This is a genomic window from Nocardia sp. NPDC052001 (assembly GCF_040680615.1).
Taxonomy (GTDB): Bacteria; Actinomycetota; Actinomycetes; order Mycobacteriales; family Mycobacteriaceae; genus Nocardia.
In genome coordinates, this window is sequence record NZ_JBFAXC010000001.1 from 1,457,788 (window position 1) to 1,470,839 (window position 13,052).

Here is a 13,052-nt window from a genome sequence, read left to right on the forward strand (position 1 = left end):
CAGGACACTCGGCGTTCACCGCGCAGTTCCCGCCGACTAGTCGGCCCGGGGCGCGAGGATATGTTTCATCTCCCGATGCATATGCGTGAACGTGCGCGAATTGTCCTGATTTCAATCATGATTCCCTCGTGCGGAACCGGCGGACCGCGCATGCGAGTCGGTAGTTGAGATCCCCTCTCGCGGAGCGTGAACGCTGGGAGCGATGGCTCCAGAAGTGTCCTGAACTGGCGATCTCAAGATTCTCGTGCGTCCTGCGACTACAAGGTGTGGCGACAACCCAGATGTTGCAGAGCATGCAGTCCATGATCATGACCGCCCCGGGCACCCTATGGATCGTGCTCATTGCGGTAACCACCGCTGCGCTGTCCGCTCGGGTGCGAGACTGCCAACGGCACCTACTCATCCGAATGATCCTGCGAGAGTCGAGGATCGGTGCGCGAATCCGAATTCTCGACCACGGCCGGTCGAGCGCGGATTGTGCCGAGGCCGTGGAGATCGTCTTTCCGGAACGGAGCCATCATCGATGATGAGCTGGAACCAGCTTCCGGGAGCGCAAGATATCGAAGCGCTCTATCGGGAGCACGCCGGAGCGGTCTTCCGTTGTGCCCTAAGAGGTTTGGACTGTGATGTCGAACAGGCGAAAGACATCGTGCAGAAGGTATTCCTCGCGGTGTGCACACAGTACGACTCGGACTTCAGTCACCAATCGCCGGAGGCCAAAGCGGCACTGATCATGGTCATGGCGAAGCGGCGCATTATCGACTGCTGGCGACAGGCGGCCCGGCTGCGCGAGACGCTGTACGCCGAGGTGGGCGAATCCGACCCGCCGTTCGCCGATACCGCCCATCTGGCATTGGCCACGCGGTCGGACCGCATCATGGAAGACCCTCAGCTGAAACGCTTTTGGGAGGTGCTGACGGTCGATCTGACCCGCACCGAGTATCGGGTCGCTCTCATGACATGGGAGATGGGGCTGTGCTTCCTCGAGTTGGACCGCTATCTCGCCGACTCCGAACCCGCCTTCCACTTCGACGTCGAGGCCGGTCTCGATGAGCTGAAGGCCGCTGCCGTATTCGATGTCGATGCGGGATTCGATCGGCTCAAATCTGCGGTGGAGACCGGAATGCTCGATGTCTCGCGCCATGATTCACCTCTCGACGCGGTGGATTGGGATTCCTTCCCGCGCAACCTCAACCACCTTTTCGAGACGGTGCGTTCTCCCGGCCGCGGGCCGTACACCGCCGCTGAAGTGTGCGGTGCGCTCACCGCGGCCGGGCATCCGATGAGCATGCGGTATCTCGCGCAGCTGAGGTCGGGTCAGCGGACCGATCTTCCCGACCGAACCGTGGCGGCGCTGGCGAAGTTCTTCAAGGTCAAGCCCCGCTACTTCAGCAACGCGTCCTATCGGGCGAGGGTTGACCATGATCTCGAGCTGACGGCGCAACTTCAGGGGTACGACTTGCGGCGTTTGTCGGCGCGAGCGTTCAACCTGAGCGATGAGTCGCAGGCGCTGCTCACGAGCATGACTGAGAAGTTCCGGGCCTTGGAGGGATTCCCGCAGATCGCGTCTGATCAGGAGGGTTTCGACGAATAGTCCGGACATGGGTGTGGGATCCGGCTGATCTCGGGGGTATCGGGATCGGCCGGACCTGGGGGCCGATGTCTCGGCGGGGTTAAATCTGGGCTCAGGTCTTGACTAATTTTTTAGTCAGTTTATCGTTTGTCGGCATGACGCAGACCACAGATGAGGGAACGACGTATCGGATGCCGGCCGAGTGGGCGCCTCATGAGCGGTGCTTGATGGGGTGGCCTACCAGGGAGAGTTTGTGGGGGCCGTACTTCGCGGAGGCGAAGGCGGAGTATGCGGCGGTGGCGGATGCCATCGCTCGGTTCGAGCCGGTGTTGATGATCGCGAATCCGGGGCAGGGGGACGAGGCTCGGGCTGCTTGTGGGGACGGGGTCGAGGTGGTCGAGTTGGGGATCGATGATTCCTGGTTGCGGGATTCGGGGCCGCTGATCGTGCTGGACGAGCAGGGGAATCGGGCCGCGGTGGATTTCGGGTTCAACTCGTGGGGGGAGCGGTTTCTGCCCTATGACCAGGACGCGACTATCAGTGCGCGGGTGCTGGAGACGCTCGGGATCGAGCGGTTCGGCTCGGACATGATTCTCGAGGGCGGCTCGATCACGGTGGATGGGGAGCGGACGCTCATCACCACCGAACAGTGCCTGCTGCATCCGAACCGGAATCCGGGGATGACGAAGGAGCAGATCGAGGCGGAACTGAAAGCGCGGCTGGGGATTACGAAGATCATCTGGCTGCCGTACGGGCATTTCGACGACGCGCACACCGATGGGCACGTCGACGGCGTATGCACCTATGTGCGGCCGGGCGTGGTGATCGCCCAGACCTGTGAGGATCCGGCGCTGCCGGACTTCGAGCGAATGGCCGCGAATCTGAAGGTGTTGCGGGAGAGCACCGATGCGGCTGGCCGGCCGTTCGAGATCCTGGAACTGCCGCAGTTCCCGATCAAGACGCTGCCCGACGGCACCGAGACCATGGTCGCCTACGCCAACTTCTATGTCGCCAACGGCGGTGTGGTGGTGCCGATCGGCGAGCACGAGCTCGACGGTGGCGCACTGGAGGTGCTCGCCAAAGCCTTCCCGGATCGCGAAATCGTCGGCGTACCGGGCAATATCGTCGCCTACGGCGGTGGCGGCGTGCACTGCATCACCCAGCAGATCCCGGCCGCGGGGGTCACCCGATGAGCGACTGCGATCGAATGCCCGTGCAGCACACCGAGGATGACGGACGTTTCGTCACCGTGACCGCGGTCGAGGAAACCCTGCCCTCACCCGCGCGCCGTACCCCGACCACCCGCCCCGCCCTGCGCGTAGGCGCGGTGCAGACCAGCTGGCACCCGGATCCCGACGAGCACAAAGCCGTTCTGGCCGAAGGCATCCGGCGTGCAGCCGATCTCGGTGCGCAGGTCGTCTGCCTCCAGGAACTCACCCTGAGCGCCTACTTCGCCACCGTCCCCGACAGCCCCGACGCACCCGCCCATCGCGAACACATCCCAGACGGACCCACCACCGCCTTCGCCCGCGAACAAGCCGTGAAAAACGGTGTGTACGTGCACGCCTCGCTCTACGAGCACAGCGATACCGGTCGCGGCTACAACACCGCCATCCTGGTCGGCCCCGATGGCGCCCTGCACGCCCGCACCCGCAAGATCCACATCCCGGCCTTCCCGGGCTATCACGAGGACCACTATTTCGAACCCGGCGATACCGGCTACCCCGTAATCTCTGCCGCCGGAGCACAATTCGGCTTCCCGACCTGCTGGGACCAGTGGTTCCCCGAACTCGCCCGCGCCTATTCGCTGGGCGGTGCGGAAATCCTGGTCTACCCCACCGCCATCGGCAGCGAACCCGAACCCGCGGATTTCGACACCGAACCGCTGTGGCACCGCATGATCACCGGAAACGGCTTGGCCAACGCCACTTTCATGGTGGTGATCAACCGCATCGGCGCGGAGGACGGTCTCACCTTCTACGGTTCGTCCTTCATCTCCGACCCGTACGGCCGCACCCTGGTCCGCGCCCCGCGCGATCGCGACACCGTACTGGTCGCCGATCTGGACCTCGATCAACGCCGCGACTGGCTCGGTTTCGGCTTCTTCGATACCCGCCGCCCGGACGCGTATGCCGTTCTCACCGCGCCCATTTCGCCACTACCCGGAACTCTCTGACACACCCGCCCCAGATCGAAAACAGGTTCCGACCATGCTCACGAACAGTCGAATCCGCGCCACCCTGGTCGCCTTATGCGTGGCCGCCGCCGTCACCGGCTGCGGCGGGCGGGTGCCGTCGGCCACCCCGCCCGCCCCCGACGCCGCCGCGCTGCTGAGTCTCCCGTCCACCACCACCCCCGCCACCAAGGGCGTGGACTCCGCCACCTGGGCGCTGTACCGCGACCCCACCACCGTCGATCCGGCCACCGCCTTCGACTATCCGGAGAACACCGTCATCGCCACCATGTGCGATGCCCTGCTGCGCCAAAAGCCGGACGGCAGTATCGGTTTCGGCCTCGCCAGCGACTACCGCTACATCACCCCGACCCAGCTGGCGCTGACCATCCGCCCCGGCGTCACCTTCTGGGATGGCAAACCGCTCACCGCCGAGGATGTCGTCTACAGCCTCGAACGCCATCGCAATCCCGCACTAGGCGGCTTCTACGGCACCGTCTTCGACCGCGTCGACTCCATTACCGCGACCGGTCCGGGCACCGTGACCATCAACCTCACCAAGCCGGATTACTGGCTGCCGGGCGAACTTTCGGCCATGCCCGGCATCGTGATCGAGAAGGCGTTCGCCGAGAGCGCCGGTGCGAAATTCGGCACCCCGGAGGCGGGCACCATGTGCACCGGGGCGTACCGGCTGTCCAAGTGGACCTCCGGCGACACCCTGAAAGTGACCGCCAACCCGAACTATTGGGATTCCAGCCTCAAACCCTTGACGAAAGAGGTCACCTTCCGGGGTGTTTCGGACGCGGCGACTCTCACCACCGGCCTCACCACCGGCGAGATCGACGGCAGCTATGTCACCGACACCTCGAACCTGGCCCAACTCCAGCGCACCGCAGGGGTTTCGGTGCATATGGGCCCGACCCTGGAGGGCGAATTCCTCATTCCCGCCAACCTGACGGGCGTGCTCGGCGATGTCCGGGTGCGGCGCGCACTGTCACTGGCGTTCGATCGGCGCAGCTTCATCAACGCCGTGTACGCCGGTAATGCCCTCGAGCCCCGCTTGTCCGCCAATCCGGGGACCTGGGGTTATGCCAAGGAGGTCTTCAGCGCCGCCTGGAATGCCGCACCTGAGGTGAAACGGGATCTGGACGAGGCCAAACGCCTCATTCGCGAGGCGGGCGCGGAGGGTAAACCGCTGGTGATCGGCACCTCCTCCGGGATGGCCACGGTCGCGACCATGTCCAATGCCTGGCTGGAAGTCGCCAATACCATCGGCCTGAATGCCAAGCTGCTCAATGTCTCCCCGGAGAACTACATCAATTTCTTCACCGATCCGAAGGCGCGGGCGGGCGTCGACGCGTTCAGTACCACCACCTACGGCGATTACCCGGATCCCGCCGCGCTGATCGCGACATACGTGCTGCCGCAAGGCAATCAGAACTACTCCGGCTATGAGAATCCCGCCATCACCGACTGGCTGGACAAGGCCCGTGCCGAGGCGGACGCGACCCGCCGCGCCACCGATATGGTCGAGGTGGACAAACTTCTCATGCAGGAGCTGCCCTGGATTCCGGTCGCGCACCCGGTCACCTGCCTGGTGCTGAGCAATAAGCTCACCGGTGCGCCGACCTCGTTCGCGTATATGCAATCCCCGGTGCTGGCCATGCTGGGTGCGGGGAGCTGATATGGCCAGATTCCTGCTCCGGCGACTCGCCCTGCTGTTCGCGACCATGTTCGCGGCGAGCATCGCCATCTACGGTGCGCTGTATCTCGCACCGGGAGACCCGATTTCGGTGCTGACCGGCGGCCGCCAGATCACCCCGGAGGCGCGCGCGATCCTGGAGGAGCGCTACCGCCTGAACGAGCCACTGCCGCAGCGGTATTGGCATTGGCTCGGCTCGGCGCTGCACGGCGACTTCGGATATTCCACCACCAGCCGCCAGGATGTCGGAACGCTCATCGCGCAGCGTGCGCCCACCAGTATCGAACTGGTGGGGTACGCCTCGCTCATCGTGATCGTGGCGGGCATCGGGATCGGCATCGTGAGCGCGCTCAAACCGGGCATCGTCGACACCATCGCGCTGCTGGTCACCACGGTGCTCGCGGCGCTGCCGTCCTTCGTGGCGGCGCTACTGCTGATCAGCGTGTTCGCCGTGAATCTGGGCTGGTTCCCGGCCCTGGGCGACGGACACGGATTCTCCGATCAGCTGTGGCATCTCACCCTGCCCGCGATAGCGTTGGCCAGTTCCTCACTCGCGCTGGTGGCCCGGGTGACCCGGGCCTCGGTGCGGGCCGAGGCGAAAAGCGAACGGGTGCAGACCGCGATCAGCCGGGGCATTCCGCGCGGTGCGATCCTGCGCAGGCATGTGCTGCACAATGCCTCCATCCCGATCATGACCGTGACGGGTCTGACCATCGCCACCCTGATCGTGCTGGTCTCCATTGTCGAGGAGGCGTTCAGCCTCAACGGTCTGGGGTCGGCCCTGGTGAAAGCCGCCGCGAGCAAGGATTTCGCCGTGGTGCAGGCGATCTCGCTGCTGATGGTGGCCGGCTTCGTGATCATCAACGCCCTGGTCGATCTGCTGTTCGCGCGGCTCGATCCGCGCGTGGCGCTCGGAACGGCGGCGAGCTGATGACCCTCACCCTGACCCGCCCGGGCAGCACGCTGCTGCGCAAGTTCTCGGGCATCGGCTGGCTCGGCTACGCGAGCGCGGTGGTGATCATTCTGGCCGCGGTGGTGGCGGTCTTCGGACCGCTGCTCGCGCCCTATCCGGCCAATCAGAGCAATCTCACCAATGCCTTCATCGGTCCCGGCGGGGGACATCTGCTCGGCTTCGATTCCCAAGGGCGCGATCTGTTCTCGCGCGTGCTGGTCGGTGCGCGCTCGTCCATGCTGGGTGCGCTCATCGTCATCGCGCTGGCCATGCTGGCCGGGACCGTGCTGGCGATCGTGGCCAGCTGGCGGCACGGCTGGGTCGACAATGTCATCTCCTCGGGCTCGGATCTGGTGTTCGCGTTTCCGGGACTGCTGCTCGCGGTCCTGGTCGCGGCCATCGCCGGGCCGAGCCAATGGTCCGCGGCCATCGCGCTGGCGGTGGCGTACACGCCGTACGTGGTGCGGATCGTGCGCGCCGCGGCACTGCGCGAACGATCGCTGCCCTATATCGAAGCCCTCGAAGTACAAGGGTGTTCGGCCTGGACCATCTGCGTACGCCATATCGCCCCGAATATCGCCGCCCTGCTGGTCGCGCAGTCCACCATCCTGTTCGGCTGGGCGGCACTGGATCTGGCCGCCATCTCCTTCCTCGGTCTGGGCGTACAACCGCCGCAGGCGGATTGGGGCGTGATGGCCTCGGAGGGCAAAACCGGTGTGCTTCAGGGCTATCCGGCCGAGTCATTGGTCTCCGGCACCGTCTTGGTGCTGGTGGTGGTGGCCTTCAACATCCTGGACGAGCGCCTCAATGACCGGTATACCAAGGAGCCGCGATGAACTCAGCCGACCCGCTGCTCACCGTGCGTGAGCTCGGCGTGACCCTGTCCGCACAGGGGGAACAGCGCACCGTACTGCGCGATATCTCCTTCACCATCGCACGCGGGGAGGCGCTCGGCCTCGTCGGTGAATCCGGTGCGGGAAAATCCATGACCGCCAAGGCCGTCGCACGCCTGCTCCCCGATCGCGCGGTGGCCACGGGTGCGATCCGGCTCGGCGAACACGATCTGCTCGCACTGCGCGGGGAACCGCTGCGCCGGGCGCGCGCGGATATGGCGGTGATCTTCCAGGATCCGCGCATCGCCATCAATCCGGTGCGCCGGATCGGGGATTTCCTCACCGAACAGCTGCGTTCGGTGGCCCGGGTGGATCGGCGCACCGCGACCCGGCAGGCGCAGGAAGTCCTTACCGCCGTTGGCATTACCGATACCGCACGCCGTATGCGGCAGTATCCCGGCGATCTGTCCGGCGGCATGCTGCAACGCGTCATGATCGCCGCGGCCCTGCTCGGCAAGCCGAAATTGATTCTCGCCGATGAACCCACCACGGCCCTGGATGTCACCACCCAATCCGAGGTCATGGCGATTCTCAATGAGCTGCGCCGGGATTCGGGCGTCGCCCTGCTGTTCATCACACACGACCTCGATCTCGCCGCGGCGGTATGCGATCGGACCGCGGTCATGTACGCGGGGCAGATCGTGGAAACGCAGACATCGCAACGGCTGCACCATGATCCGCTGCATCCCTACACCGCGGCGCTGGCTCGGGCGCGGCCCGATCTGGAGCATCCCAGTGCCCGGCTGGCCGTCATCCCAGGACAGCCCATCGGCGCGTGGCAGGCCGATCTCAATTGCGGTTTCTCACACCGCTGCCCGCATCGGCAAGACGATTGCACCGCATCCGGCCCGATCGCACTGCACACCGAGCCGACCGGATCGGTGCGCTGCCTGCACAGCACGGAATTGCGGCTCGACCTGAAGAGGACCCCGGCATGACGAAATCCGTTCTGAGCGTGCGCAATCTGACCAAACAGTTCGGCACGTTCACCGCCGTCGACGATGTCAGTTTCGAATTGGCCGCCGGATCGTCGCTCGGCATCGTCGGCGAATCCGGATCCGGGAAGACGACGGTCGCGCGCATGGTGATCGGCCTGGAACACCCCAGTTCGGGCAGTATCAACTGCTGCGGGAACGATCGCTCACAGCCGTCCCGCTCCACCCGCGCCCGGCGCAAACGCGCCGGTGAGGCCCAAATCGTATTCCAGGACCCGTATTCCAGCCTCGACCCGCGCCATACCGTCCGGCAGGCGCTCACCGAAGCGGTCGCACTGCACCACACCGGAACGCCCGCGACCGTGTCGGCGCGGGTGGCGGAGCTCGCGGACATGGTCGCACTCGATGAACGACTGCTGGCCTCGCTGCCCGCACAACTGTCCGGCGGACAGCGTCAGCGGGTCGCCATCGCGCGGGCGCTCGGGGCGAACCCGCGCGTACTGGTGCTGGACGAGGCGGTCGCCGCGCTCGATGTGTCGATCCAGGCGCAGGTATTGAATCTGCTCGCGGATGTCCGTGCGGCGACCGGTATCTCGTACGTCTTCATCACCCATGATCTGGCGGTGGTGCGACAGGTGACCGAGTACAGCCTGGTGATGGCGCAGGGGCGGGTGGTGGAACAGGGGCCGACCGAGGAACTGCTCGGCAGTCCCCAGCATCCGTACACCCGCGCCCTTCTCGACAGCGTTCCGCGCCCGGGGTGGATACCGAGTCGCCGGACCCCCGCACTGGTCACCGGATGAGGGTCGTGGTTCAGTCGGCGGGCCGTCCGGGCAGATCGTGTGTGGAGCAATGGATTCCGCCGCCGCCCGCCGCGATGATGTCGATGCGCACCGGCACGATATCGCGCTGCGGGAAATGCTCCTGGAGGATGTCCCGGGCGCGCCGGTCCGCCTTGCGGTCACCGAATTCGGGGAGGAAGACCGCGTCATTGGCGATATAGAAATTGGCGTAGGTGGTGACCATATCGTCGTCCGCACCGGTGATCTTGTAGGGATCGGGTTGCGGCAGATCGATGATCTGCAACGGCCGGCCCATCGCATCGGTGGAATTGCTCAGCACCATGCGCGCCTGATCCGCCGCCCGCGACCAGGAGTCGGCGGGTGTGCCGGGAAACGCGTTGTCCAGCAGCACGACTCCGGGCGCGACAAAGCGCACCAGACTGTCCACGTGCGCATCGGTGATGTCCTCGCCGTACACCCCGGCCAGCCAGATCACCTTGGTGACGCCGAGGGTCTGCTTCAGTTCGAATTCGATCCGGTCCCGGTCCTTCCCGGGATTGCGATTGGCATTGAACACCGAACTCTCGGTGACCAGCAGTGTGCCCTGTCCGTCGGTCTCGAATGAGCCGCCCTCGGCGATCAGCGGGGCCTGCTCACCGCGAATCTGGAATTGGTACAGCAGATTCCGGGCGACGAACGCGTCATTGTCGTGGACCTGCTTATTACCCCAGCCGTTGAAATTGAAGTCGACGCCGATGACGACGCCCTGCTGTTCGACGAAGACCGGTACGGTATCGCGCGCCCACAGATCGTCCACCGGCAGCGGCACCACCTCGACATGCCGTCCGCACGCGCGCTGGGCGGCATCGGCCTGATCCGGGCGCGCCAGCATCACCACGTATTCGTAGTCGGCGATGGCCCGCGCCACCCGCGCGATATCGTCGCGGATATAGCGCAGATCGCGTTTCCAGACCGACTCCAGTGCGGGCCAGGACATGAAGGTGCGGTTATGGCTTTCCCATTCCGCGCCGAGCCGGCGGCCGGTGGGGGACTGGTCGAACATGGGGTCTCCTCTTGCTGGTTGACCAAATATTCAGTCAAGATCGTACGGTAGGCTGTACTGTCGTCCGAGTTCAGAACAGTGGAGAGAGAGCATGTCTCGTCGTCGCACCGAGATAATGGAGGCCGCGGTCCGGGTCGTGGCCCAGCGTGGCATTCGCGGCCTGCGGGTGGAGGAACTCGCCAAGGAGGCCGGGGTCTCGACCGCCCTGATCTACTACCACTTCCAGGACCGCGCCGGATTGGTCTCGAGCACGCTGGACTTCGTCACCGCGCGCGCCGAGCAGTACACCGATGTGGCGGCCGATCCGGAAACCGATCCCCGTGGCCACCTCAGCGAAGCGCTGCTGCGCGAATTGCAGGACTCCTCGGTCGTGGTCGAGAACAGCAGCGCCTGGGGCGAATTGCGGGCCTCGGCGGTCTTCCAGCCCGAACTCCGCGACCAATTGCGCGCCGCCTCGGCCCGCTGGACCGATTTCAACAGCGAACTCATTCGCCGCGCCCAGGCGCAGGGCACCATCGGCCCGGAGGTGGCCGCCGATGACGCCGCCGAACGCCTCACCGCACTGGTCGAAGGGCTCAGCATGCGCTGGCTCAGCGGCACCCTGGAATTGGAGCAGGCCCGCAAACTGCTGCGCGGCGCACTGCTCGCCGAACTCGGCGAATAGGTGCGAAACATCGTGACGGTGACGAAGTAGCCGGAGGTATGCGCGAAGGCGGCCGCGCCGATCAGTCCGGCCAGCGCCGCAAGCACCCATGGCAATCTCGCCTCATTGTCGAATGGTGCCCGTATGCCTCGGGGGTCGGTGGTGGTCACGATCTCTCCTGGTCGGATTGGGTTTCATGGATACCCAATGCTGGAATCTGACTGAAATTTAGATCAGATTCCATGAGGTTTTCGTGAGCTCGGCGGGTGGGATTCCTCATGCCCGCGCGCGGTAGCTGAACGGCAACTAGGCTTGTTACCGTCTGAGCTGACCAAAATGTTAGTCAGGTGATTCGACCTGGATAGGGGCAAAGATGGCTGAGTTCTCGCGCCGGACGATGTTTCGTTCGAGCGCTCTCGCGGTAGTCGGCGGCGCGGCGCTATTGGCCTGCTCGCCCGAGGACGGCGGACTACTGTCCTCCGGTTCGGCCACGCCGTCCGGGCCGGGCGGGGCGTGGCGAATGCCCGCCGAATCAGCCAGGCACGCGCGCACTTTCATGTCCTGGCCACCGCTGGACTCGGTGTGGAAGGGGCAGGACGGTCTGGCGGTACAGGATGACATCGCCGGAATCGCCCGTGCCATCGCCGAATTCGAGCCGGTGACGCTGCTCGCCGAACCCGCCGAGGCCGATGCCGCGCAGCAGGCGTGCGGGTCCGGGGTCGAGGTGATCCCGATCGCCACCGACGATCTGTGGATTCGGGATACCGGGCCGACCTTCGTACTCGGCGCGGGCGGGCTGGCCGGGGTCGATCTGCACTTCAACGGATGGGGCAATAAACAGCAGCATCGGCGCGACGCCGCGGTCGCGGGCACGCTGTTGAACCGGCTCGGGCTGCCGCGCGTGGACGCGCCGATCGTCGGTGAGGGCGGTTCCATCGAGATCGACGGTGAGGGCACGCTGATGGCCACCGAGAGCTCGCTGGTCAATGCCAATCGCAATCCGGGTAAATCGCGGGCCGATATCGAGCGGGCGCTGCAGGATCTGTTCGGCGTGTCGAAGGTCATCTGGGTCAAAGGCGTTGCCGGACAAGACATCACCGACTACCACATCGACTCGCTGGCACGGTTCGCCGATCCCGGGACGGTAATCATCTCGCAGCCGCCCGAGGGCGATGACGTCTGGGTGCGGGCCTACGATCAGGCCTTCGAGGTGCTGCGCAACGAGACCGACGCCAAGGGCCGCAAACTCGAGATCGTCCAACTGCCCGAACCGGATCCCGCCAATCTCGGTCAGCGCGGGGATTCGTTCCTCAGTTCGTACGTGAATTTCTACGTGGCCAATAACGCGGTCATCATGCCGCGCTTCGGCGATCGCGCGGCCGATGATCACGCCAAGGGCATCGTGGCCGATCTACACCCCGGCCGCACCGTCGTTCAGGTCGAGATCAATACGGTCGCCGAGGGCGGCGGCGGCATTCACTGCGCCACCCAGCAGCAACCCGCGGTGTAGCTCAGAACAATCGGAAGCCCGCACCTGCACCGCCGTGCGCATTGATATCGGCCAGCACATGGCCGATACCGGTGGCCAGGTCGGGCTCGTGCACCGGATTCGCGGGATTGGCGCAGGAGGGCAGGCGCAGATTCACGCTGCCCAGATTGATGGGCTGACCGGAGACGATCATGCCGACCAATTGGTCACCGACCAGCACCGGTGAACCGGAATCGCCGTAGTCCGCGCAGACGTGGCTGCTGAATCCCTCGGCCATGGTCTCCCAGACCGGGCCGCAGGTGAATCCGGTGGTGCGGCCGTTCTTGCAGACCATTTGCAGCGGTCCGGGCGGTGCGCCGATTGTGGCGACCGTACTCGCGGTGATTTGGCGGACCGGTATTACTTTGGCCGGATCGAATTCGATGACCGCCCAATCCCACCAGTAATCGAGTTCGGCCAGTCGGCCGATATAACCGGTGCCGATCGAATTCTCGGCGAGCACCTGGGCGCCGACCTCACCGCAATGTCCGGCGGTAATTCCCACCAGGCGATTGGCGGCGTCGAAGCCGATCGCGGTCAGTGTGCACAGCGAGAACTCATCGGGTTCGCTGGTGCCGATCGCGATACCCGAACCCGGACCGAGCACCGCCGATCCGGCCGCGGTCGCCGTGCCCGAGGGCGTCAGCGCGAGGCCGAAAATCACTGTGGCAGTGACCGATCCGATATACGTGCAGATCTTGCCCAGGGATGCCATGCCGAACCTCTCGCGGGGAGGGACACCAGCAGAAACGCCCGCTCGCGCGGACTTGAACCGGGTGGATCTGGAGAGCGTTTGGTGCGAATCGGC

The 13,052-nt window shown here is 65.2% G+C and carries 12 protein-coding genes and 1 pseudogene; 10 read left to right on the forward strand and 3 right to left on the reverse strand.

All coding sequences use genetic code 11. The features are described 5' to 3' along the window. The first annotated feature begins 1,162 nt into the window (after positions 1 to 1,162). The 8 genes from AB0L82_RS06875 to AB0L82_RS06910 all read left to right on the forward strand — a co-directional run bounded on the left by AB0L82_RS06875 (position 1,163) and on the right by AB0L82_RS06910 (position 9,031). Positions 1,163 to 1,594 carry a transcriptional regulator gene (locus AB0L82_RS06875; RefSeq protein WP_364632826.1) on the forward strand — a complete coding sequence of 144 codons (432 nt, stop codon included), beginning with the start codon at positions 1,163 to 1,165 and terminating at the stop codon, positions 1,592 to 1,594. A gap of 170 nt (positions 1,595 to 1,764) precedes the next feature. Next, complete coding sequence (locus tag AB0L82_RS06880) at positions 1,765 to 2,766, forward strand: agmatine deiminase family protein (protein ID WP_364632828.1); 1,002 nt, start codon at positions 1,765 to 1,767, stop codon at positions 2,764 to 2,766. Then, positions 2,763 to 3,749: a nitrilase-related carbon-nitrogen hydrolase gene (locus tag AB0L82_RS06885; RefSeq protein WP_364632130.1), complete on the forward strand. Its 987-nt coding sequence runs from the start codon at positions 2,763 to 2,765 to the stop codon at positions 3,747 to 3,749. The genes AB0L82_RS06880 and AB0L82_RS06885 overlap by 4 nt, the downstream gene beginning before the upstream one ends. A gap of 34 nt (positions 3,750 to 3,783) precedes the next feature. Further along, on the forward strand, positions 3,784 to 5,430 hold the full coding sequence (locus AB0L82_RS06890; protein ID WP_364632133.1) for an ABC transporter substrate-binding protein: 1,647 nt from the start codon (positions 3,784 to 3,786) through the stop codon (positions 5,428 to 5,430). A gap of 1 nt (position 5,431) precedes the next feature. Then, positions 5,432 to 6,379, forward strand: coding sequence for an ABC transporter permease (locus AB0L82_RS06895; RefSeq protein WP_364632136.1), 948 nt, complete (start codon positions 5,432 to 5,434; stop codon positions 6,377 to 6,379). Then, positions 6,379 to 7,236, forward strand: coding sequence for an ABC transporter permease (locus AB0L82_RS06900; RefSeq protein WP_364632139.1), 858 nt, complete (start codon positions 6,379 to 6,381; stop codon positions 7,234 to 7,236). Before AB0L82_RS06895 ends, AB0L82_RS06900 begins: the two co-directional genes overlap by 1 nt. Continuing rightward, on the forward strand, positions 7,233 to 8,231 hold the full coding sequence (locus AB0L82_RS06905) for an ABC transporter ATP-binding protein (RefSeq protein ID WP_364632142.1): 999 nt from the start codon (positions 7,233 to 7,235) through the stop codon (positions 8,229 to 8,231). The genes AB0L82_RS06900 and AB0L82_RS06905 overlap by 4 nt, the downstream gene beginning before the upstream one ends. Beyond that, positions 8,228 to 9,031, forward strand: coding sequence for an ATP-binding cassette domain-containing protein (locus AB0L82_RS06910; RefSeq protein ID WP_364632145.1), 804 nt, complete (start codon positions 8,228 to 8,230; stop codon positions 9,029 to 9,031). The genes AB0L82_RS06905 and AB0L82_RS06910 overlap by 4 nt, the downstream gene beginning before the upstream one ends. Positions 9,032 to 9,041: 10 nt before the next feature. Here AB0L82_RS06910 and AB0L82_RS06915 read toward each other — a convergent pair whose 3' ends face one another. Then, complete coding sequence (locus AB0L82_RS06915) at positions 9,042 to 10,073, reverse strand: agmatine deiminase family protein (protein ID WP_364632148.1); 1,032 nt, start codon at positions 10,071 to 10,073, stop codon at positions 9,042 to 9,044. A 91-nt stretch (positions 10,074 to 10,164) separates the two neighbouring features. On the opposite strand from AB0L82_RS06915, the gene AB0L82_RS06920 reads away from it, so the two are divergent. Continuing rightward, the gene (locus AB0L82_RS06920; protein ID WP_364632151.1) at positions 10,165 to 10,737 is read left to right on the forward strand and encodes a TetR family transcriptional regulator; all 573 of its coding nucleotides are present in this window, start codon (positions 10,165 to 10,167) and stop codon (positions 10,735 to 10,737) included. Positions 10,738 to 10,754: 17 nt separating this feature from the next. Here AB0L82_RS06920 and AB0L82_RS06925 read toward each other — a convergent pair. After that, positions 10,755 to 10,862 (reverse strand): annotated as a pseudogene (locus AB0L82_RS06925) (DUF1275 domain-containing protein); the annotation flags it as partial. A 227-nt stretch (positions 10,863 to 11,089) separates the two neighbouring features. Here AB0L82_RS06925 and AB0L82_RS06930 point away from each other — a divergent pair. Next, on the forward strand, positions 11,090 to 12,226 hold the full coding sequence (locus tag AB0L82_RS06930; RefSeq protein WP_364632154.1) for an agmatine deiminase family protein: 1,137 nt from the start codon (positions 11,090 to 11,092) through the stop codon (positions 12,224 to 12,226). Between the two features lies 1 nt (position 12,227). Here AB0L82_RS06930 and AB0L82_RS06935 read toward each other — a convergent pair whose 3' ends face one another. Next, positions 12,228 to 12,959: a S1 family peptidase gene (locus AB0L82_RS06935; protein ID WP_364632156.1), complete on the reverse strand. Its 732-nt coding sequence runs from the start codon at positions 12,957 to 12,959 to the stop codon at positions 12,228 to 12,230. Positions 12,960 to 13,052: the final 93 nt, after the last annotated feature.

Bases quoted from the DNA above. Each gene is read 5' to 3' on its own strand.
- AB0L82_RS06905 (WP_364632142.1), top strand. From the start codon at position 7,233: ATGAACTCAGCCGACCCGCTGCTCACCGTGCGTGAGCTCGGCGTGACC.
- AB0L82_RS06895 (WP_364632136.1), top strand. From the start codon at position 5,432: ATGGCCAGATTCCTGCTCCGGCGACTCGCCCTGCTGTTCGCGACCATG.
- AB0L82_RS06885 (WP_364632130.1), top strand. From the start codon at position 2,763: ATGAGCGACTGCGATCGAATGCCCGTGCAGCACACCGAGGATGACGGA.
- AB0L82_RS06920 (WP_364632151.1), top strand. From the start codon at position 10,165: ATGTCTCGTCGTCGCACCGAGATAATGGAGGCCGCGGTCCGGGTCGTG.
- AB0L82_RS06900 (WP_364632139.1), top strand. From the start codon at position 6,379: ATGACCCTCACCCTGACCCGCCCGGGCAGCACGCTGCTGCGCAAGTTC.
- AB0L82_RS06910 (WP_364632145.1), top strand. From the start codon at position 8,228: ATGACGAAATCCGTTCTGAGCGTGCGCAATCTGACCAAACAGTTCGGC.
- AB0L82_RS06915 (WP_364632148.1), bottom strand. From the start codon at position 10,073: ATGTTCGACCAGTCCCCCACCGGCCGCCGGCTCGGCGCGGAATGGGAA.
- AB0L82_RS06880 (WP_364632828.1), top strand. From the start codon at position 1,765: ATGCCGGCCGAGTGGGCGCCTCATGAGCGGTGCTTGATGGGGTGGCCT.
- AB0L82_RS06890 (WP_364632133.1), top strand. From the start codon at position 3,784: ATGCTCACGAACAGTCGAATCCGCGCCACCCTGGTCGCCTTATGCGTG.
- AB0L82_RS06935 (WP_364632156.1), bottom strand. From the start codon at position 12,959: ATGGCATCCCTGGGCAAGATCTGCACGTATATCGGATCGGTCACTGCC.
- AB0L82_RS06930 (WP_364632154.1), top strand. From the start codon at position 11,090: ATGGCTGAGTTCTCGCGCCGGACGATGTTTCGTTCGAGCGCTCTCGCG.